A 21,150-nucleotide genomic window follows, 5' to 3' on the forward strand; every position below is an offset into this window, starting at 1 on the left:
CTCTTATTCTGCAAAAACTTGTTGCCATTCATCGCGATGAGCTAACATTTCGTTGGCTATTTCCTTGGCACCTTCTAGGCTATGACTGGCGGCCCATCCACATTGCACCTCATTACACGCGGGTACTTCGTTTGCCTCTAGCACATCTTGAAGCGTTCTTTCCAATGTATCTAATACTTCATCATAGTTATCATTGTTTAAAATCTGTAAATAAAATCCTGTTTGGCAACCCATTGGACCAATATCCAAAACGTTATCCATGTGATTACGAATATTTTCTGCCATTAAATGTTCAATGGAATGCAAACCGGGCATTTCCATATGTTCTTTGTTTGGCTGTTTGAAACGAATATCATATTTATATACTTTATCGCCATTTCCGCCTTCTGTAACTCCCACTAACCTTACATATGGTGCTTTAACTTTTGTGTGATCCAAATTAAAACTTTCTACATTCATTTTCTTTGTCATATTAAAAACGCTCCCTTTTCCTTATTTTTCAGCTATGATTAGCCAAACAAAATCATTCATTTGTTTACATGTTATCGCAAAATTATTTTCTACAAAAATCTGTTTTAATACATCTATGGTTGGATAATATTCTCGTTTCAGGTCTTCCGCTAACTCATAATAGCCCTCTTTAACAGCGTCTGCTATCATCTGTTCCTTTACTGCTTCTGTCTCAAACATCGTATCGGCAAAAACAACTTTTCCATTTTTCGTAAGTATCTTATCAAATTGTTCTACAGCTGTTCTTTTTTCAGTGTCTGTCAAATGATGAAAGGCATAACTGCTGACTATTGTCTCGACATGTGCTGCTAAAGGTGGAAAATCAATGAAATCGCCATCCTGCAACTGCAGTTTTGGTAATTTTTGTTTTGCTAAATCGCGCATTGCCTGTGATGGTTCAATTCCAATAACTTGGTTACCAGCTTTCATTAACTTCTCCGATAAGTTACCTGTCCCGACCCCAAATTCCAGCACAGTTCCATTGGAATGGGTTACAACTTCATCTAATATTGTATCATAATGGGCAAAAACTGCTTGATATTCAGGATCAAGTCCTTTCACACTATCATCATAGGTCTCTGCCCATCCTTCAAATAAATCAATAAATTCGCGTCCCATTATGCACACAACCCTTATGATTATTAAAACATAGTAAATTACTATGATTAGTATGAATTATATGTATAACAATAGCACATGTTACAGAAAAAATAAAGGAGCATCTCGTTTTGAGATACCCCTTCGAAATTTATTTATTGTCTTGTGGAAATACGCGTTCAATCATATTGCCAATTTGATCAAAGAATCCTTCTACAGGTTCACCATTATCTGCATCATCTGCGTAATTATTTGCTAGGTCAAGGAAATCGGGGTTGGTTGAGACGTAAACATTGTCAATATCTCCATCAACGGATTTGACAATATCGGTAATTTTTCGTTTTACATCGTCTGTCAATTCATCACCATTGTCATTATTTCCATTGTTATTAACGCCATTTTGATTAATACCATTATCGTTACCATTGTTGTCAGCACGGTTATTCATGTCGTTATCACCGTTATTGTCTAACCCTGCAGCAACATATGCATTGTTATCTGTCGTCAAAACATATGCATTGTCAATTACATCAATCTGGTCTGTTATTTTGTCAGCTGCTTTATCAGCTACTTCATACCGATTGTTATTATTGTCACGGTTATTATCGCGATTGCGGTCCATATCCCCACGGTCTCGATCAGCATTTTCCGCATTTCGTAACGTTTGCCCGTTATCTTGATTGTCTGCTGTATTATTATAACGGGTATTTTCTACATTATTATCTCCATTGTCATTTGGCTGATTATCATCATTCGTGTCATTTCCTTGACAGCCAACAAGAGTAAACACGGTAGCCAAGCCAACACTCAATAGTTTCCATTTCATTACTATCTTCCTCCTTACCAATTTGCTTTTAGTATGTATCAGTACATCTAATTTATTCTGCAAACCGGAATTTGGAAAACACACCATTTTTCTTTTAGACAATATAAATAAAAGTCGGAGAAGCTATAAATAATCCTTTAATTTTAAGGAGGGCAAATGAATGGATATTCCAGATTATGATAAAGCATTATTTTACTCATTGTGGGGCCAATGGGATGATTTATTAGTGTTGATGGTACGAACAAACGATGATATGCTCTCGAAAAAAATCCAAAACTTTTTGTATGCTTACCATTATTCACTTGACCAAACAAAAATTCTAGAGTTGCATGATGAATTGCTTTACTACATTGATCATGCCATGAACCATATACCAGCTGCCGTAATGGAAGTTTAACAATCGGGAATACACCTAATAAGGTGTATTCCCTTACTTTTGATGGCCTCTTCCATTTTCATTTCCATGGTTATGGTTTGGTCGATGACCTTCGTTATGTTTTTGCTTTCTGTGATTGTCCCGATTGTGATTGTTATTATGTTTGTGTTTATTTCCCTGGTTATCATTTCCTTTGTGTTTACTATTATTGCTATGATTTTCATTATTTCCGCGATTTCCGTGATTTCCGTTGTTCCCATGATCTCCGTTGTTTCTGTGATTTCCACGATTTCCGCTATTCCCATGATTTCCATTATTTCCGTTATGTGGTTTATGTTTTGGTTCAGCTCGATGATTAGATGACTTACCTTTATTGCGGTGTTGATTCGTTTTTATTTTTTGCTCATTGTGCGAATGTACATTGCCATTTTTAGTTTTTGAGTCATTGGGATGCTGAATTTTTTGACTACCTTCATTCGTTGTCTTTGGTTCATTCGCTTCCGTTTTTTGTTCTAGGTCATGCTGCTTTTGCTCTTTATTATTATAAAAGGAATTAATCATTGCTCTTTCCGTATTGTTTAACTTTTCATCTGTTTCGGGATGTTGGGAATCTTCTTCGTCTAGTTCTTTAGCCATTAATTCATTCATCGACTTATTTTGCTCTTCAGCTGTTTTTCTTACTGCTTTCGGCACTAAAAAAGTGGCAATATTCCAGTCCGCTTTATGACTCGTAAAGTAACGATCTAATGTATCCAAAATGGAAATGTCGCTGTTGTTAACGTAGCTAACCCCAACAATCGCGTTTTTTCCATTTTTAATTAATCCAGACTTTTCACTGTTGTCGATAATAGACGTTACTACTTTTTCCAGTGGTTGATTTTTATATTTCGGTAACTTATCAATAATTAACGACGCATCGTCATTGAGTGGTTTAATTGCTTGAACATGCAACCGATCATCAATTTCCAATTCCACATTTGGATTGATATCAATATTTACATAGGCATATGTTTTATTGCTGCCTGAAATAAAATAAAATGGCAATACAAATAGCAACAATAAACAAGCCATCGCAACCACACGAAGAGAATTTTTCACTTTCTGTTTAGGACGAAAAATAAATAAATAGCGTTTGTTCTCATTCATTAATTCACACGAAACCTCTGCTCCTATAACAGCATCTCTTACTGGTTTCACCTTTGAAAACAGACCATTTTCCGTCATGACAATTGTATATTTACGATGTTTTTCCATCACTATCCCTTTTTTCAATTACCCACCCCCTTCAAATAATCCTTTAGATAAATGAAATCTTCATTCAATACGATGAAAATTGCTAAAATGTATTTTCGATTTCGTTCCAGTGTTTTTTTACTAACATCAACTTTTTTCATTAGATCTTTGATTGGGAGTTTTTTCTTTCGTTCAACAAAAGCTTTCAATTCGGGATCATGGTATAGGATTCTTGCCGTACGAACTGCAGAATCCCTGGCGTCTCTATGTTTTGGAGAGACCTCTGTTAATTCTGTTAGGGTTAATTTATACTCCGACAACTTTTCTTTGAACTCAGCAATTTCCTCGCGACGAAACCAGGCTTCCTGTTGTTGTTGATATATTTCTTTTACTGCAACAATTTCGCTTGCGTTCTCCATCTGCTCCTCATCATAGTTTTCATCTAAAGAAGCGGACACTGGCGTTTTTTGCATAAAACGAATATAATCAATTACTTTACGCTTGACGACAAGTTTAGCAAACGATAAGAAAGAACTTCCCCTGTCTGCCGAATACGTCATAATAGCTTCATTAAACGCTGCAAGACCAATACTAAATTCATCATCCTTTTTCGGATCAATATACCGTTTACAAACTTCCGAAACACATTTAGCTATAAAAGGCTGGTACGTTTTTAAAAGATAATTTTGCGCGACTTTGTCCCCTTGCTGAATGGAAACGATCATTTCTTCAAGGGATTTTTCTTTTAATGACTGGTTTTGAATCAACCAAAAACACCCCCAGCCACTATAAAATACGATTTATTTGTCAACTTTTTGGGTGTATCTGTAACGTATTTCGCATTTATTTTTCTTCTATTTAACATGATGTATCCACCATCTCTATTATTTTTTATTACACAACTTTCGCACCAATAAAATAAGATCATATAGTTTACTAAGGCAAACTTGGAACGTTTCTAATAATTGCCTTGACAACCTTGGTAAACATAAAGGCTGTTTACTAAAAGATTGGGACTGCGATTACTCGTCCCATCGAAAACATTTGTTGTTTTTATACAATAGAAATAAAATGCGACGTAACTGCTGGGCTCTTTTCTATAAGTACGTACATTTCCCGCCGTCCGGGGTCGCTCCGGGTGGATGCTTTCCGCGGGCACGGCCTCAGCCTCCTTGCCCCGGCGAGGGGTATGTCGACGTTGTCCGCAAAGGACGGTTTTAGTCGACCTTCCTTTTCAAACCACTCTGCGGGGTCTTCGGACACGTGCTGGGGCTGCGCTAACTCGCCCCACCGAAAACCATTGTTCCCGCAGGAGTCACCACCCTCCACTCACCCGGACTAGTAAAGTGGTAGAATGCGACTTTATGGAACACATACTACTACAGTTAATTGTAGTAAATGTAATACCAGCGAAGGAAAAACACGAAGACTCCTGCGGGAAAGCGAAGACGATGAGACCCCGCAGTGAGCGTTCTTTGCTAGCGAGGAGGCTCAGCGCGAGCCCGCGGAAAGCGTAGTGTTTTTCCAGAGCGGCCGAAGAGAACCGAACAAGATTTTAAGTTATGTCACATTTTATATCAAATGCGATTAATCTAAAGTCAACTTGAGCAGTGAATCTCCATCCTTCCTCATTCTATCAAGGCTTATTTATCCATTTCACGCTGCAAAAGTTGAATTTATTATTTATTATTATCATTCTTTTTCTGATTAGCTTACTCATCAATTTGAATTGACTTTTAGCATTGACTGTTATAAGTGTGTCTTCAAAAAGTCCGGTAATTTTATCCTCCTTTTTGAACAACCTCTATAAGCCAATATAATTAATCCTAACGCAAGCGTGTAAACCTTGCTATCACAGAATATTTACAGTTTGTTTAAATATTGATTGCAGTGGTATAGCGCTTAACATTGCTGTCCTAAATTTACATATTGTTCTCCAAAACAAAATGAGATGGACATTATCCATCTCATTCGTCGGCTTCATAAAAATAATCAATCGGGATAAATAATCCGACTTTTCCGTGTGTTTTGTCGTCAAGCGTAGCAAACACAACTCCGATTACGTTGCCCTGTTCATTTATAACTGGACTGCCACTGTTCCCGCGATAAACCGGTGCCTTCATCATCACTACTTGCTCATCCCAATCATCTAGTTGCGTATAACCAATAATTGTACCCTTGTTGGCGATGCCATGAAAGCGAAGCGGATTCCCAATAAAATAGATGGATTCATTCGGCTTAAAGGTTGTCTCTTGAGCAAGGTCTAGATGCGGCAAATCTTTTCCATCTGTTTGTAAAACTGCTAAATCAACATCTGGGTAATCAGCTACAACTTCTGCTTTAAAAAAGCCATCGTCCGGAAATGTTACCGTAACAGACTCTTCGCCTTCAATAACATGATGATTTGTCAGTATGGTTCCATCAGCAGAAATGGCAAAACCTGTTCCTTTGCTCTCACCTGTTTCCACCACAACAATTGACTGTTTGTAGTCACTTATATTGTCTTGGGTTGATAGTTTAGCTGATGTCAGCAAAAAGTCAATGGCTGGGATAGAAAATGTTTTTGGTAGTAAGGCTACAACATTGAAGACCATAACAAACGCAATCAACCAAAACGCCCACTTTGGAAATGGGTGTTTTGGTTTCGCGTTCTTTTCTTCCTGTGCGCGTTTCAAAGCCTTTACCCGCTCTTTTTCAACTAGCTCGAGTAGCTCATCTTCCTCTATTTCTTCATACAAATCATCGTCAAGCCCATCACGGTCATTCTGTTCCCTATGATTCATACGTCACCTCGTATTACACAGCCTCTCGTGCTTTCCCCTGCTGCATTTGATACATTTGATGGTATAAGCCGTTCTGTCTGATTAGTTCATCATGATTTCCCTCTTCTACTATTTTACCATGTTCCAGCACGAAAATCGCATCCGCTTGCTGGATTGTTGACAAACGGTGGGCAATAACGAGTGTTGTACGACCTTTTTTTAATACCTCCAGCGCTTGTTGAATGATGTTCTCTGTTTCCGTATCGATATTCGCTGTTGCTTCATCGAGAATTAAAATAGCTGGATCAAATGCCAATGCCCGTGCAAACGAAAGCAACTGTCTTTCACCTAATGAAAATGTCGTACCACCCTCTGTCACCTTTTCATCATATTTTCCAGGTAGCTTTTCAATAAATCGATCCGCACCTACAGCACGTAACGCATCAATCGCCATTTCCCGGGTAATATTCGGATCATTCATCGTTACATTTGAAATGATTGTACCGGAAAATAAGAACGGATCCTGCAGTACAATTCCCATATAGCTTCTAACCTGCTGGCGTGACCATTCGCTTGTTTTCTGACCATCTATGGTAATTTCCCCTTTTTGAGGATCATAGAAGCGAAATAATAAATTCATAATCGAGCTTTTTCCTGATCCCGTATGACCTACAAAGGCCGCTGTTTGACCTGCATCAACCTGAAAGGACATATCATGAATGACATAATCCACATCATTATAAGCAAATGAGACGTGATCAAAACGAATGTTGCCGCGATATTTCTTAATTTTATTATTCTTTACCTCTTCACCATCATGATCGATTAACTCAAAGACACGCCCCCCAGCTACTCGCGCCTGTTCAATCAATGGTAGCTGGTTGATAATATCCTCAATTGGTTCAAATAGACGGTTTAAATAATCGACAAACGCATATAAAACACCAATCGAGATGATGCTACCTGGTTCTAATGAAGCTGATCCGAAGTACCAAATGAATCCAACAAACGCTAAATTACGAAATACGGTTACAAGGTTATACGATGTAAGCGCACTTAGTTTAACAAGTTTACGATGGTACTTGAAATTACGTTCGTTTAACACCTCGAATTCTTCCTTTGTTTTTTTCTCGCGACGAAAGGCTTGAATAATCGGCATGCCTTGAATTGCTTCATTAATATTGCCGTTTATTTCACTCACTGTAGAACGGATTACTTTATTATATTTCGTTCCAAAATGCTTATATACCTTCATCCAGCCAATAATCAGTGGGATAAGCAGCAAACTAATAGCTGCTAGTTTCACATCTAAAATAAACAGGGCAATAAAAATACCCGCCATGTAAATAATACTCGTTACAACAATCGATAACACCCGTTCATACAAGTCACGGATTGCTTCTGTATCATTCGTAATACGAGCCACGATTTTTCCTGCTGGTTGATCAACATAGTAATCAATCGGAATTCGTTGCGTGTGTGCAAAAATATCGTTGCGCATTTTTTTCACAATTTGGTTGGACGCCTTTTGTAATAAAAAGGTCTGAAAAAATTGAAAAAAACCTGCGATAACGAGTAGCACCATATACAACCCAAGCAAGAAAATAATCGGTCCTTGTTCAGGCTTGAAAAATGGATATATTTCTGATAACGAAAGCTTTTTTCCTGTAAACGATAATGTCTCGTTCGCCTGCTCAATCGAGATGGTGTCTCCACTGACACTTCGCTTACCAGATAGCGGAACTTCTTCCGTGACAAAATAATAATCATGCCCAACTTGCAAAACGGTTGCCATACCTTCTGTTTGATCTTTTTCCGTCGTGCGATCTGCCCGTTTGTAAAAATGATCCCCATAGGAAACGGTATATTTATCATTATCCGACTCAACTTCCTGCCAATTGCCTTCTACCCCAAGAATGTGGTCGTCAATAACGGTTTTTGCAATTAAAGGACCCGCTAATTCAAGTGCAGTAGCAACGACCAGACAAACCAAACCAATCAAAATGCCCTTCTTAAACTGTAATGCATAATTTACTAATCGTTTTTCTGTCGATTGCTTCATTAGGAGACCTCCTCATCTGCTAACTGCTGTAATTGATATTGTTGTTTATACCAACCATCACGCAGCATTAATTCCTCATGTGTACCTTCTTCAACAATTTGCCCATTCTCGAGCACAATAATGTGATCCGCATGTGTAACTGCTGACATTCTGTGTGCCGCGATAAAGGTTGTTTTTCCGCTGCGCTCATTTCGCAAATGCTCCATAATTTTTGCCTCGGTTTTTCCATCAACTGCTGACATGGAATCATCCAAGATCAAAATTTGTGGATTTTTAATAAATGCTCTTGCTAATGCAACACGCTGCTTCTGTCCTCCAGATAAGGTCACACCACTTTCTCCTACCTCTGTATCAAGTCCGTTTGGCAGTTGTTTTATATCATCCAGAAAATGCGCTAAATCTAACACACGGTATATTTCTTCATCTGTTGCATCTGATTTACCAAACTGAATATTTTCTCGAATTGTTTTGGAAAACATCATTTGATCCTGTGGTACATAGCCAATCCAGGAACGAATCTGTTCCAAACTAATGGCTTGCAAATCAGAATTTGATACGTTGATTTTGCCAATTAGACCTGGATATTGGCGGAGCATGAGTTTAAATAAAGTCGTCTTTCCTGCCCCGGTCTTTCCCACAATCCCAATTGTTTGCCCTTGCTTCACTTCCAGATTGATGTTCTGTAGCTGCCTTGTTTCTGTGAAAGGATAGGAAAAGGAAACATCCACAAACGAAATTGACTCAACCGTTGAGACCTGTTTCGGATTTTCTGTATTTTTTACGTCTGCTTCATAATCCAATGTTTCGTTAACGCGATCCAACGACGCATTCCCACGCTGTAAAATATTAATTAATTCCCCAACAGCAAACATCGGCCAAATTAACATTCCAAGGTAAACATTGAATGTAACCAAATCGCCAAGTGTTATCCAATTTTGAAAGACTAATAATGCCCCATATCCAAGTCCAATTGTATAAGATAGACCAACAAGAATTTTCATCGTTGGTTCAAACAATGCATCAATTTTCGCTACGTCAATATTTTTTTGATAGACATCTTCTGTCATCGCCTGAAAGCGCCCTTCTTCCTGTCTTTCTTGAACAAAGGCACGAATAACTCGAACACCACGAATGGACTCTAATACGTCATTGTTCATTTCACCAAAAGCCGCTTGTGCCTTCATGAAACGAGCATGGATAGCTGAACCATATTTATTCATAACTGCTGCCATAATTGGCAATGGGATCAAGGCAGCAAGTGTTAATTTCCAACTAATGGTAAACCCCATCATTGCGACAATCATCAGCATGAAGATGCTTGAATCAACAAGTGTTAGAACACCAAAACCAGCCGTTAGTTGAATCGACCGCAGATCATTGGTAGCTCGGGCCATCAAATCACCTGTTCGATATTTCCCAAAAAAAGTTGGCGTCATCGTTAAAAAATGATCCATTAATTTGCTCCTGGTCCAACGTTCCAAAATTGCAGCACCACTAAACAAGGTGAAGTCCCATAAAAATGAAATCGCATAATGAACAAATGTTAATAAAAGATATCCCGCTACAATCATCACCAATAATTTTGCAGTCAATGTTTCAATCTGGATTTTATCAATAGCAAACCCAACTAATTTAGGTGGAATCAATCCAATAGCACTAGCAATAATTAAAGCAACAATCGCAAATACATACCGCTTCCAATAATGTTTAAAAAACCAATCTAACTTCTTAAAAACCTGAAACAATTCCCTCACCTGCTTTGTTTAAAAATCCAATACTTATTTTCACTTAATTGTTGACCTTTTACATTTTTCTCCCTCTCCCATACGTTTTTGTTCAATAAAAAAGCACACGCCTATGACGTATGCTTTCATAATTAGGGGCACCTTTCCCCCTTAAATAACAAAAAGGCCACAGACATATGTGACCTTTCGCAAAACAAGATAAAGAATATGTATAACTACAATTCGTTTCTGTTATTTGTGAAGGTCACACAACATATGAAATTTTGGTTCGTTTGTTGACGTTGACGTAGTAGTTGCAGTTTGTTTTCCATTGTCGTGACCTCCTTCCATTTTTTGATTCCTAATAATTATAGTATTAGCAAAATTTAAAGTCAATCTTTTTTTCGGTTTTTTCTTCAAATATAGGCCTATTTAACCGAAAATAAAGATAGATAACATAATGGAGCAGGCACAATCATATCGATTGTCCTAGTTAACAGGAGGAATGAATTTGTTAGGCACGAAGAATAAACCATCCCAATTACAAGAACAATTAAACGAGGCTAATGAACAAATTAACCAATTAAAGCAGGAAAAGGCAGTGATCATCGAAGAAAACAATCGATTCTTACAGCAATTTGAGGAAAATTTAACAAGTACAATTCAGCAACATGAGCATGTTAACGCACAGCACCATGATTTAGAAGATCTTATTGTACAAATCAAACAGCATTTTGAGGAAATTCAATCACTTGGGAAAAAATCAAGTGAACATTCAAACCAATTAGTTGATAAGGGACAGACATTGGTACAATCCTCCGATTCACTAGCAAAGCAAACAGAAGAATACCAAGATATTATGGGGAATAACAAGCGCTTAATGGACAGCCTGGAAACACAAATGACAAAAACAGCAGGAAGTATGCAAGAATTAGGCGAACACTCCAATACCATTAAAGAAATTGTGCAAGTTATAAGTGATATTGCCAATCAAACAAACTTGTTGGCATTAAATGCCTCAATCGAAGCAGCACGTGCTGGTGAACATGGCAAGGGATTCGCCGTAGTTGCGGCTGAAGTTCGTAAACTTGCCGAAAATACGGCTGAGAGCACGTCACACATTGACGAAGTAACCACAACTATTCAGCAAAAGATTCAAGAAGCGGAACAAGATACATATGAAAACCAGAAAACGTTGCAATCTTCCACGGAGATGAACAAGAAAACAGTTGATAGGTTAAAAGAAATGGCCACCATTGTCGAAACAGTAAAATCAAATACCCAAGATGTACTAGCAAACATGAACAACCAAAATGAACTAACAATGGAAATGGTTCATTATATTGACGAAACAAATGAATCATTCGAGACAATCAAACAAGCGATTACCCAGCACATTGATGATGCTAAAATTGTCGATAACCAACTTGCTTCAGGTGTAGAAGGGGTTAATGAATTAGCGAAAAAGTAATTAAAGAAGCAGTTCCAAGGGATCGACCAATGGAACTGCCTCTTTTTATTTGACTGTTTTCACATCTTTTTTATTAAGCCCTAACTTCACCATGTTGTTCACTTTAGCAAATGATACTTGTGTTTCCTGGGCAATCTCTTCTACTGAAACATATGGGTGTTTGACACTGAAATTTCTGACTTTGTCGCTATCTTTTAGGCATGTAGCACACATCATAAACGGGCTGGATTCCATTGGCCTCTGACACAATCGACAATTTCTCAAAAATTTCCCCATTCCATCACCCCTTATGCCTTTGTTACGTATAGTATACATCTTTCGGAAAAATTTAACAATACGGTTGTGTGAATTTTTAAAAAATAGTACTATTGACAGTTAAACATAAGCTTTACCCTTAAAAGCATGTGCAAAAAGAACCAATCGATTGGAAGGCAAGGTGCAATCTTTTATTTACTTTGAAAGGTCGATCCAACCTTCTAGCCTACACAGTAATTACAGTTTCTTCTTCAAAATTAATCCATAAATGTGTCCAAAATGGTATAATTCATATAGCTATTTTCTGATGAGTGTTTTAATGTGATTTTTTTCACAGCTAGTAATGGTTTCCCATGCTATTTTTTAAGTAATAGAGGGAAATAGATTGGACGTGGTATATATGCTTTTAAATGGACCTTACAAAAAAATTGAGCCTGCTAGCGGGGCAATCATTATGGCAAATGGGATTTTTCTGATTGGTGCAGTAGAGGCGTTTCCACTGTTAGATGTGCAATTGGGTAAATATTTAGCATTTATTTTACTTGTGGTATGGATTTTTATTTATAAATCGCTATCTGTACAATTCTTTCATCGTGACTTTTTAATTTCGTTTATCAAACATCCAGTAAATTCATTTGTGATAGGAACATGGATTGCAGGGGTTTCCGTTTTGTGTAATGTATTTGTCCGTTACTTCCCTGATATTCGGCTAATTACACAGGCAATGGGGATTCTTAATACGTTTTTATTTCTATTTTTTCTATTGAATTGCTTTTACAATTTCAAACAATTATTAGGTGAACATAAAAACTATCCTGTACATGGGGCTATTTTACTGTCTACTGTTGGTACACAATCCATTATTATTTTGTTAAACAATGTTTTTTTTCAGTTTCCAGTTTATTTTTCAGAAGCAATTATTATTTTAGGTTTTACATTTTATTTAGCTGGCATCATTTTAATTGGTAACCGTTATATTAGACAAAACGACTGGACAATAGCTGACGATTGGGCAAATACAAATTGCATTATTCATGGTGCGCTTTCCATTACTGGTCTGGCAATTGTGACAACCAATACGTTTACACCTGTTTTCATAACTGTTTTCTGGCTTGTTGTTTTCGCCTTACTAATTATTGTTGAAATTGTCGAGGTCATACGAGCCGTTATCAGGGTCAAATTATATGGGTGGAACAAAGGAATTTTCACCTATAATGTTACCCAATGGTCACGGAACTTTACATTCGGTATGTTCTATACTTTTTCATTGGTCATGCACAAAAATCCGTTTTATCCAATCAATGAAAAACTTTATCAGTTCCAAGAAGTGTTTATGTCATTTTGGGCGTGGGTTGTCTTAATTGCACTCGTTGGACAAATTGCTATTTACTTTAAATCACGTATTGAATCGACCCGTTTCTGGAAAAGCCGTGACCTTTCACATCAATAGGCTGGGCACTGGTTCTGGACGTAACTATTCCTCCATGGGAACAATTAGAGCTAAAATTTATACTTCTTTACTATTAAAAAACCTGCTATTATTGAATAGTAGGTTTTTTACATACTGGATGAGGAGATGAGTAGACTTGCAATTAGAAGAAATGTTGACGTACAACAAACAATTTGTCGAAGGAAAGGAATACGAAGCCTTCCAAACGGATAATCTTCCAAATAAACGGATGGTTATCTTAACTTGCATGGATACACGCCTGGTAGAGTTACTTCCAAGAGCATTAAATATTCAAAATGGCGATGTCAAAATGCTTAAAAACGCTGGAGCTATTATTCGCGATCCATTCGATAGCATTATGAAGGGTATTCTAGTCGCTATCTATGAACTGCAGGCGGAAGAAGTAACCGTAATTGGGCACCGTGATTGTGGGATGTCACATGTCGATACGGATGTTTTAACTAACAAAATGATCGAGCATGGTATAGAAAAAGAAACATTACAAACGCTTGAGCATGCTGGAATCGACTTACATGATGAATTCCGTGGATTTGATTCCGTAGAAGAATCCGTTCAACACAGTGTAACCATTGTACGAAACCATCCACTTCTCCCTAAACACATAAAAGTACACGGATTAGTAATTGATCCCGGAACCGGGAAACTAGACGTTGTAACAAAAGGCTAATTTATCATATATTACAAACTGTCACCAGATTAAATTGGTGGCAGTTTTTTTGCTTAGACTGTTTTATATAAGATTGTTGTTTTTGGGTATGAATAAAAACTGAACTGTTCGATGCTGTGAATTTCGTGTTCGAGGTGCGCGACTTTTCGGCCGGGATGCGCGACTTTTCGGCCGGGGTGCGCGACTTTTCGGCCGGGATGCGCGACTTTTCGATTGAGGTACATTGTTTTTATTATAATTTATCGAATTTCTCACATACTAATACATAGTAAGTAGTTTCACCAGGAGGAACGTATGAAAATAAATCGTCGGCGCAAAAAACAGCCTAATAGCATTTTCCCTTTAAAAGTAGATAAATTAAAACAAATTATGCAGAGTAAGTTTGAAAATAATGAGGACCTAATTTTTTCGATTTACGAACATCAAGGCAAAAAAATTGCAGTGTTCTTTATTTCATATCAAGCCGATTCGGACAAAGTCGAGGATTTTTTATTGGACCCTCTCCTAAGCAGCAAGCATGAATGGACAAGTTCATCCATCTTGAATGAAATTCCTTTAGGTACTGGTAAAACCACCGTTGCACTCGAAGATATCCTAGAAAAACTTTTGATTGGTGAAGTTTTTATTTATGTAGAGAATGAAGAAGAGATTGTTTCATATATATTGCTTAAAAAACAGCATCGGCAACTGTCAAAGGCGGAAAATGAAACTGTAGTACTCGGACCGCAAATAGCGTTTACCGAATCACTTATTACCAATTTAAATGTCGTCCGGTGGAGTATTCGGTCAACCGATCTTGTTTTAGAAAAAATAATGGTTGGCAAGCGGTATCCACGTGAAGTTCGAATTGTTTATGTCAAGTCCGTGGCGAATGAGGTAGACGTTAATACAATGCGACAACGGCTTCAAGATTTGGATATCGATGAACTTGAGGATAGTACGGTATTACAACAATACTTAGATGATTCATCAACTAGTATTTTTCCGCAATATTATTCGACGGAATTGCCCGATCGCTTCAGTTATGCAGTCAGGCAAGGACGAATTGGTGTGTTAACGGAAAATAGTCCAACAGGATTCATCGCACCAACTACATTTTTTAGTTTCTTTGAATCAACAGAAGATATGTATATGCGCTGGCAAGCAGGTTCATTTTTACGGATTATGCGTTTTATTTCTATGTTTCTTGCGGTCATTTTAACGCCATTATATGTTGCAGCAGCTACCTATCATTACGAGATTATCCCGACAGCCGAATTAATTACACTTGGCCAATCCAGGGCTATCGTGCCTTTTCCACCAATAATTGAAGCTTTAATTCTAGAATTTTTAATTGAATTACTTCGAGAAGCAGGAGCACGGCTGCCGACAAAAATCGGCCAAACAATTGGTATCGTTGGCGGGGTTATCATCGGGCAAGCAGTTGTTGAAGCAGGATTAACAAGTAGTATTTTAATCATAGTTGTCGCATTAAGTGCTTTATCTTCGTTTACCGTTCCAGGATACTTGATGGGGACATCGATTCGTGTTATTCGCTTTCCAATGATGCTTTTAGCGGGAGTGCTGGGACTGATCGGGATTATGTTTGGACTCATTTTTCTCATCATTCACTTATTACGAATTAACTCGTTAGGTAGACCCTATCTTTCCCCTGTGTATCCGTTTCGCTGGGCTGATTTAAATAAAGCTTTGTTTCGCGCACCATTGCAATATGAAAATAAGCGCTTTTTCTCATTTAGACCGAAAGATTTACTCCGTTATAGAAGGGGTGAAGCAAAACGAAGACATGATATTGACGAGTAGGTGACAGGATGGATATTAATGTTAACGTAAAATCAAACCTGCGCATTCGGGCCTTCTATTTGTTTTTTGTAATCGTATCAATTCAAGTAGGTGTCGGGATTATGGGGGCTCCAATGTATATTTTTAAGGAAGCACGCCAAGATTCCTGGATTTCTATTCTGCTTGCTTTTATTTTTATCTGCGCCGTCTTATTTGTCATGTTTCGTATCCTGAACAGTTATGAAAATGCAGATATTTTGGGTATCCAGGTAGATGTATTCGGAAAATGGCTTGGCAAAACACTTGGTACCATCTATATTCTTTATTTTGCGGTTGCATTATTTTCCATATTAGTTACCTATATTGAAGTAATCCAAATATTTATTTTTCCAGATATTAGTCCATTAATTTTGGGTTTCCTTCTACTATTATTGGCCATTTATAGTGTACTTGGAGGCATACGCACCATTATCGGGGTTGCGTTTCTATTCTTTTTTCTCGCTCATTGGCTAACATTCCTGATCTATGAACCAGCAACACATATGGATTTCACCCATTTTCAGCCTTTATTTGATGCATCCATTGTTGAATTATTAAATGGATCCAAGACTACATCTTATACATTTGCCGGTTTTGAAATACTCTTTTTCATCTATCCATTTGTTCAAAACAAGAAGCAAGCTAAATTACCTGTTTATCTAGGTGCCTCATGGTCAGCAGCATTGGTTTTTATTTATACGGTAGTCGCAATCGGCTTTTACAGTCCACAACAATTAGAAGACTTGGAATGGTCGTCTTTATCTCTATACAAGATCGTCACCTTTCCATTTATCAAACGGATGGATTATATTGTGATTGCTGAATGGATGATGGTAACATTGCCAAATATGATTTTATTAATGTGGGGTATAACATATGGATTGAAACGATTGTACAAAATTCCCCAGAAAGTCACTTTATACATAACATCCTTTATTCTATTCGTTTTAACCGGATTCATTTCGTATCACTATTGGATAATTGAGTTAACAGATAGAATTTCAAAAATTGGTTTCTGGATTGTTTATATTTACCCATTTTTCCTTCTTCCGCTCGTGATCATTAAGAAACGTTGGCGTACTAGACAGAAAGGAAAGGAGGAAAAGTGATGCAAAGAAAAGGAGGAATCCTTCTCTTGTTGGCGATTTTGCTCACAGGGTGTGTCCAAACGAAAACAATTGAGGATCTTGGAATTATTAATACACGTGGAGTCGATCTCATCGAGGATAACCAATTGGACACAACCATAGTTATTTTTAAATTTGATTCCAAGAAACAGGAAGTCTCTAAGATCGTTTTCGGAAAAGGGAATACAATTAAAAATGCCCGTCAACACGCTAGTTACCATACAAGATTCCAACTGACACCGGGAGCAATTGATTTGGAAATATACGGAACAGAAGCCGCGAAAAAAGGAATAATGCCCTATTTAGATACATTAAACCGAGATGCTAGAGTATCAGACACTATGAGCTTAGCTGTAAGTGATACGACAGCAAAAGAAGTTATTATGTCAGGGGAAAAAAGTGGCATTCCAAATACTGGTCGTTATTTACATGACCTGGTCCAAAAAAATATTAAAGTGAATGTTATTCCAAGAATTAACTTACATGATTTTGTGCACTTCTATTTTGATAGAGGAAGGGATCCTGTCTTGCCAAGTCTAGGGGTAAAAGATGGCAAGCCCGTTTTATCATCCCTGGCAATCTTTCGAGATGATAAGCAAGTTGGAAACATACCGATGAAAAAAGCCTTTTACATTACGATGTATAATCAAACCATCAAAGATCTTTTTATTGAGATCCCCCTTCCGTTAAAACCATTTGCAAAATATGCCTACAATATGAACAAAGACGAACTGGATAATCGTCAATTTTATACGTTGTTGACTGTTCTTAATGGCAAAAACAAAACAAAAATGACCGATGTACAAAACTTGAAATTCCAAACAGAAGTCAAATTAGAAGTAAGCTTAATGGAAATGACAGAATCAATCAGTGTGAAAAGTCAGGAAGCTATAAAGCAGATGGAAAAGGAAATTGAAAAGGTGGTCAAACATGAGTATGAAAAACTCTTGAAAGAATTACAAACACTAAATGCCGATCCTTTTGGCTATGGTACCATTTATAAAGCAAACAAATCGGATGGAAAGCTAAAAAGATCAGAATGGCGCGATAAATTTCCTACCATTGATGTAGACTTTAAGGTCAATGTAAAAATTCTCCGCCATGGGATGGTACCGTAAGATTGCGGGCTTGTTACGGCATATGGAAAGGAAATTGGGTGATTGCCAATTTCCTTCATTTTTGTATAGAAACATTGTTAGGATGTGAACCAACACGCATCCCCTCATCCATTTGATCCAATAATTTCATATCCCGCTCATCAAGGTGAAAGTCAAATACTGTTATGTTTTCTCTTTGCCGTTCACTATTTGTGGATTTTGGAATAACCACAAAATCACGCTGCAAGTGCCAACGAATGATAATCTGTGCTGGCGACTTTTTATATTTTTCACCGAGTTTAACGAGTAGTGGATCATCCAAGTACGTTGCTCTTCCCAAAGGGGACCATGATTCAATAGCGATTCCCTTTTCGTGACAATAGTTGATTGTACGTGTCTCAACTAATTTCGGGTGTAATTCAATTTGGTCGACTGCTGGTTGCACTTCTTGGGTGCGGGCTAGTTCTTGTAAATGGTGATCGAGAAAATTGCTCACACCAATTGCTTTTGCCGCTCCATCTTTGTATACCTTTTCTAACGCTTTCCATGTCTCCGGAAAAATAGTAGGAACCGGCCAATGAATGAGGTAAAGGTCAACATATTCTAATCCAAGTCTGTTCAAACTTTTTGCAAACGCCTCTTGGGCACGCTCAAATCCATGGTCATCATTCCAAACCTTCGTGGTCACAAAAATTTCTTCTCTCGGTATCCCTGAATCCTTGATGGCCTTGCCTACACCTTCTTCATTGCCGTAAAAACTAGCTGTGTCGATGTGCCGATAGCCAAGCTCAAGGGCATTTTTAACCGTTTCATATACCTGTTCAGCTGGTACTTTATAAACCCCTAGACCTAATTGCGGGATTTGCTTTCCATTATTTAGCCTCTTTGTAGTGTTAGGATTCATCTTTTACAACTCCTTTGATTCCAAGTTTAACGTATACAGGACTACTCTTCCATTATAAAAAGCGCGGGCTCCTAATTAGGAAGCCCACGTTAAACTTTTATCCAATATACTCGTCACTTTCATCGACATCATCAGCCACAAGCCCTGATAATACATGCACACGTAAAATAAAACCAATTAATTTGTTATCTTCATTCACAACTGCTAAGGGAAATTTAGATTCTAATGTTTTTGCGATCAGATCATTTACATATTCATCTTTCTGAACAATTGTAATATCCGTAAGCATGACATCTTGTAATGATTTCTTTTCCTTGATACCGGTAATTGCATCATCAATCGTGACAATTCCTTTGACATGTCGCTGCCTATCTACAACAAAGACACTCGATATGTTATGTTTCTCCATTTCTTTAACCGCTACATTTAGGCCATCTTTCATGGACACTAAAGCATTCGGTTTTATCATGACATGTTCTGCTTGAAATACTTTTGAACGATCAATATCTTTAATAAAATCGGAAATATAATCGTTTGCTGGTCTTTCAATAATTTCCTCAGGCGTGCCAGTTTGAATAACACGGCCATCTTTCATTACTGCTACTCGATCACCGAGTTTGAAAGCTTCATTTACATCGTGCGTAATAAAAATAATTGTCTTTTGTAAACGCTCTTGAATATCAAGTAGTTCTAACTGCATTTCCCGACGAATTAATGGATCTAAGGCACTGAAAGGCTCATCCATTAATAGAATATCTGGATCATTCGCTAAAGCTCTGGCCAATCCAACTCGTTGCTGCATTCCACCAGATAATTGGTCTGGATATTTATCCTCATATCCTTTTAAACCAACATTTTCAATATTTTTTCTAGCAATTTCCCGACGTTCTTCTTTTGATACGTTGCGAATTTCTAATCCATATTCTACATTTGCCAAGATTGTTCGATGATTAAATAGGCCGAAATGTTGGAACACCATTGCTATTTTTTCTTGACGAACTTTTTTAAGCTTTGAACTGTTATGTTTAACAATATCTTCACCATCAATGAGGATGGATCCATCAGTCGGTTTGTTTAACAAATTAAAGCAACGGATAAGGGTAGATTTGCCACTACCCGACAAACCCATGATGACGAAAATTTCCCCTTGTTTAATTTCCAATGATGCATCATATACACCAACTGTATGTCCTGTATTTGCAAGAATTTCCTGTTTCGACATACCTTCTTTAACTTTTGGCAGAACCGATTTCGGTTTTGGCCCAAAAATTTTTGAAACGTGTTCTATTTTTATTTTCGCTGTCATTCGTTTACCCTCCTATGCCTTTGGAGTTTATCAGCAATCCCACTAGATACACGGTCAATAATGATTGCTAAAAATACAATACTAATACCAGCTTCAAAACCTAGGGAGATATCAATTCGGTTAATCGAGACTAAGACCTGCTCCCCTAACCCTTGGGCACCAACCATTGAAGCAATTACAACCATTGCAAGTGCCATCATTGTTGTTTGATTCACTCCGGCCATAATCGTTGGCAGCGCTTGTGGTAATTGAATTTTACGCAGCATCTGCCATTTTGATGATCCAAATGATTCCGCTGATTCAATCACTTCTTTATCCACGCCACGAATAGCCAGTTCAGTTAGTCTAATAACAGGTGGCAATGCATATATTAATGTTGCGAAAATAGCGGAAATGTTTCCTAAACCAAAGAAGAAAATTGCTGGAATTAAATAAACAAAACTTGGCATTGTCTGCATGGCATCCAGAATTGGTCGCATGACTGTTGAAAATCCTTTACTAAATGCCATCCACACACCAGCAGGAATCCCAATCAAGAGAGAGATAATTACCGCTGTCATCACGATCGCAATGGTGGTCATCATATCTCCCCATAAACTAAATGTCCCAATTAAAAACACAAACAGACCATATAAGACACCTGAAAATAATGATTTAAAATACCAACCTAGTAAAAAGATTACTAGAATGAATGTCCACCAAGGCATCCATAGTAAAAATGCTTCAATTCCATTAATAAATTGTGAAGATATGATATAAATAAAATCAAATACACTTTCTAAAGTTGTATCTAAAAAGTCTACTATTCCCTCTACGTAATCTCCTAATTTCGTTGTTATATCCGGAAAGTTTCCCATAGGCAGACTGTCCGTTAAAACAGCCCTGTCACCTCACTTTATAATTAATTAGAAAAGCAGCCAACCATTAAGACCGGCTGCTTG

Annotated in this window: 20 protein-coding genes; 8 read left to right on the forward strand and 12 right to left on the reverse strand. The window is 37.5% G+C overall.

Annotation, left to right across the window (positions count from 1 at the left end; all coding sequences use genetic code 11):
- Positions 1-3: 3 nt before the first annotated feature.
- The 3 genes from C8270_RS17840 to C8270_RS17850 form a co-directional block, all read right to left on the reverse strand.
- Positions 4-471 carry an S-ribosylhomocysteine lyase gene (locus C8270_RS17840; protein WP_106498139.1) on the reverse strand — a complete coding sequence of 156 codons (468 nt, stop codon included), beginning with the start codon at positions 469-471 and terminating at the stop codon, positions 4-6.
- 21 nt (positions 472-492) lie between these two features.
- Complete coding sequence (locus tag C8270_RS17845; protein ID WP_106498140.1) at positions 493-1,128, reverse strand: class I SAM-dependent DNA methyltransferase; 636 nt, start codon at positions 1,126-1,128, stop codon at positions 493-495.
- Positions 1,129-1,258: 130 nt separating this feature from the next.
- On the reverse strand, positions 1,259-1,933 hold the full coding sequence (locus tag C8270_RS17850) for a YhcN/YlaJ family sporulation lipoprotein (RefSeq protein ID WP_106498141.1): 675 nt from the start codon (positions 1,931-1,933) through the stop codon (positions 1,259-1,261).
- A 160-nt stretch (positions 1,934-2,093) separates the two neighbouring features.
- On the opposite strand from C8270_RS17850, the gene C8270_RS17855 reads away from it, so the two are divergent.
- On the forward strand, positions 2,094-2,330 hold the full coding sequence (locus C8270_RS17855) for a YhdB family protein (protein WP_106498142.1): 237 nt from the start codon (positions 2,094-2,096) through the stop codon (positions 2,328-2,330).
- A 33-nt stretch (positions 2,331-2,363) separates the two neighbouring features.
- On the opposite strand, the gene C8270_RS17860 is transcribed toward C8270_RS17855, so the two are convergent.
- From C8270_RS17860 to C8270_RS17880, 5 genes are all read right to left on the reverse strand, one after another.
- On the reverse strand, positions 2,364-3,581 hold the full coding sequence (locus C8270_RS17860) for an anti-sigma factor domain-containing protein (RefSeq protein WP_106498143.1): 1,218 nt from the start codon (positions 3,579-3,581) through the stop codon (positions 2,364-2,366).
- Positions 3,578-4,309: an RNA polymerase sigma factor SigI gene (sigI, locus tag C8270_RS17865; protein WP_106498144.1), complete on the reverse strand. Its 732-nt coding sequence runs from the start codon at positions 4,307-4,309 to the stop codon at positions 3,578-3,580. Before sigI ends, C8270_RS17860 begins: the two co-directional genes overlap by 4 nt.
- Positions 4,310-5,509: 1,200 nt before the next feature.
- The gene (locus C8270_RS17870; protein WP_106498145.1) at positions 5,510-6,325 is read right to left on the reverse strand and encodes a S1C family serine protease; all 816 of its coding nucleotides are present in this window, start codon (positions 6,323-6,325) and stop codon (positions 5,510-5,512) included.
- Between the two features lie 13 nt (positions 6,326-6,338).
- Positions 6,339-8,366, reverse strand: coding sequence for an ABC transporter ATP-binding protein (locus C8270_RS17875; protein WP_106498146.1), 2,028 nt, complete (start codon positions 8,364-8,366; stop codon positions 6,339-6,341).
- Entirely contained in the window at positions 8,366-10,111 is a 1,746-nt protein-coding gene (locus tag C8270_RS17880) for an ABC transporter ATP-binding protein (protein ID WP_106498147.1), read from the reverse strand. The genes C8270_RS17875 and C8270_RS17880 overlap by 1 nt, the downstream gene beginning before the upstream one ends.
- Before the next feature lie 490 nt (positions 10,112-10,601).
- On the opposite strand from C8270_RS17880, the gene C8270_RS20780 reads away from it, so the two are divergent.
- On the forward strand, positions 10,602-11,561 hold the full coding sequence (locus C8270_RS20780) for a methyl-accepting chemotaxis protein (RefSeq protein ID WP_325034791.1): 960 nt from the start codon (positions 10,602-10,604) through the stop codon (positions 11,559-11,561).
- A gap of 45 nt (positions 11,562-11,606) precedes the next feature.
- On the opposite strand, the gene C8270_RS17890 is transcribed toward C8270_RS20780, so the two are convergent.
- Positions 11,607-11,837 (reverse strand): hypothetical protein, encoded by a 231-nt coding sequence (locus C8270_RS17890; RefSeq protein ID WP_106498149.1) that lies wholly within the window; start codon positions 11,835-11,837, stop codon positions 11,607-11,609.
- Positions 11,838-12,201: 364 nt separating this feature from the next.
- On the opposite strand from C8270_RS17890, the gene C8270_RS17895 reads away from it, so the two are divergent.
- The 6 genes from C8270_RS17895 (at position 12,202) to C8270_RS17915 (ending at position 18,020) form a co-directional block, all read left to right on the forward strand.
- A complete protein-coding gene (locus tag C8270_RS17895; RefSeq protein ID WP_106498150.1) occupies positions 12,202-13,266 on the forward strand; it encodes a hypothetical protein in 1,065 nt (354 codons plus the stop codon).
- Between the two features lie 151 nt (positions 13,267-13,417).
- On the forward strand, positions 13,418-13,954 hold the full coding sequence (locus tag C8270_RS17900; RefSeq protein WP_106498587.1) for a beta-class carbonic anhydrase: 537 nt from the start codon (positions 13,418-13,420) through the stop codon (positions 13,952-13,954).
- 116 nt (positions 13,955-14,070) lie between these two features.
- Positions 14,071-14,223: a hypothetical protein gene (locus tag C8270_RS20120; RefSeq protein ID WP_158701766.1), complete on the forward strand. Its 153-nt coding sequence runs from the start codon at positions 14,071-14,073 to the stop codon at positions 14,221-14,223.
- Between the two features lie 25 nt (positions 14,224-14,248).
- On the forward strand, positions 14,249-15,757 hold the full coding sequence (locus C8270_RS17905) for a spore germination protein (protein WP_106498151.1): 1,509 nt from the start codon (positions 14,249-14,251) through the stop codon (positions 15,755-15,757).
- Between the two features lie 8 nt (positions 15,758-15,765).
- Entirely contained in the window at positions 15,766-16,884 is a 1,119-nt protein-coding gene (locus tag C8270_RS17910; RefSeq protein ID WP_106498152.1) for a GerAB/ArcD/ProY family transporter, read from the forward strand.
- Positions 16,884-18,020 (forward strand): Ger(x)C family spore germination protein, encoded by a 1,137-nt coding sequence (locus C8270_RS17915; protein WP_106498153.1) that lies wholly within the window; start codon positions 16,884-16,886, stop codon positions 18,018-18,020. The genes C8270_RS17910 and C8270_RS17915 overlap by 1 nt, the downstream gene beginning before the upstream one ends.
- Before the next feature lie 55 nt (positions 18,021-18,075).
- Here C8270_RS17915 and C8270_RS17920 read toward each other — a convergent pair whose 3' ends face one another.
- The 3 genes from C8270_RS17920 to C8270_RS17930 form a co-directional block, all read right to left on the reverse strand.
- On the reverse strand, positions 18,076-18,903 hold the full coding sequence (locus tag C8270_RS17920; protein WP_106498154.1) for an aldo/keto reductase: 828 nt from the start codon (positions 18,901-18,903) through the stop codon (positions 18,076-18,078).
- A gap of 97 nt (positions 18,904-19,000) precedes the next feature.
- Positions 19,001-20,209: a quaternary amine ABC transporter ATP-binding protein gene (locus tag C8270_RS17925; RefSeq protein ID WP_106498155.1), complete on the reverse strand. Its 1,209-nt coding sequence runs from the start codon at positions 20,207-20,209 to the stop codon at positions 19,001-19,003.
- Positions 20,206-21,066: an ABC transporter permease gene (locus tag C8270_RS17930; protein ID WP_106498156.1), complete on the reverse strand. Its 861-nt coding sequence runs from the start codon at positions 21,064-21,066 to the stop codon at positions 20,206-20,208. The genes C8270_RS17925 and C8270_RS17930 overlap by 4 nt, the downstream gene beginning before the upstream one ends.
- Positions 21,067-21,150: the final 84 nt, after the last annotated feature.

Origin of the sequence: Lentibacillus sp. Marseille-P4043, assembly GCF_900258515.1 — a bacterium.
Classification (GTDB): domain Bacteria; phylum Bacillota; class Bacilli; order Bacillales; family Amphibacillaceae; genus Lentibacillus_C.

Excerpts from the sequence above, each read along its gene's own strand:
- C8270_RS17840 (WP_106498139.1), bottom strand. The coding sequence starts at position 471 with ATGACAAAGAAAATGAATGTAGAAAGTTTTAATTTGGATCACACAAAA.
- C8270_RS17845 (WP_106498140.1), bottom strand. The coding sequence starts at position 1,128 with ATGGGACGCGAATTTATTGATTTATTTGAAGGATGGGCAGAGACCTAT.
- C8270_RS17850 (WP_106498141.1), bottom strand. The coding sequence starts at position 1,933 with ATGAAATGGAAACTATTGAGTGTTGGCTTGGCTACCGTGTTTACTCTT.
- C8270_RS17855 (WP_106498142.1), top strand. The coding sequence starts at position 2,094 with ATGGATATTCCAGATTATGATAAAGCATTATTTTACTCATTGTGGGGC.
- C8270_RS17870 (WP_106498145.1), bottom strand. The coding sequence starts at position 6,325 with ATGAATCATAGGGAACAGAATGACCGTGATGGGCTTGACGATGATTTG.
- C8270_RS17875 (WP_106498146.1), bottom strand. The coding sequence starts at position 8,366 with ATGAAGCAATCGACAGAAAAACGATTAGTAAATTATGCATTACAGTTT.
- C8270_RS17890 (WP_106498149.1), bottom strand. The coding sequence starts at position 11,837 with ATGGGGAAATTTTTGAGAAATTGTCGATTGTGTCAGAGGCCAATGGAA.
- C8270_RS17900 (WP_106498587.1), top strand. The coding sequence starts at position 13,418 with ATGTTGACGTACAACAAACAATTTGTCGAAGGAAAGGAATACGAAGCC.
- C8270_RS17905 (WP_106498151.1), top strand. The coding sequence starts at position 14,249 with ATGAAAATAAATCGTCGGCGCAAAAAACAGCCTAATAGCATTTTCCCT.
- C8270_RS17910 (WP_106498152.1), top strand. The coding sequence starts at position 15,766 with ATGGATATTAATGTTAACGTAAAATCAAACCTGCGCATTCGGGCCTTC.
- C8270_RS17915 (WP_106498153.1), top strand. The coding sequence starts at position 16,884 with ATGCAAAGAAAAGGAGGAATCCTTCTCTTGTTGGCGATTTTGCTCACA.
- C8270_RS17920 (WP_106498154.1), bottom strand. The coding sequence starts at position 18,903 with ATGAATCCTAACACTACAAAGAGGCTAAATAATGGAAAGCAAATCCCG.
- C8270_RS17925 (WP_106498155.1), bottom strand. The coding sequence starts at position 20,209 with ATGACAGCGAAAATAAAAATAGAACACGTTTCAAAAATTTTTGGGCCA.
- C8270_RS17930 (WP_106498156.1), bottom strand. The coding sequence starts at position 21,066 with ATGGGAAACTTTCCGGATATAACAACGAAATTAGGAGATTACGTAGAG.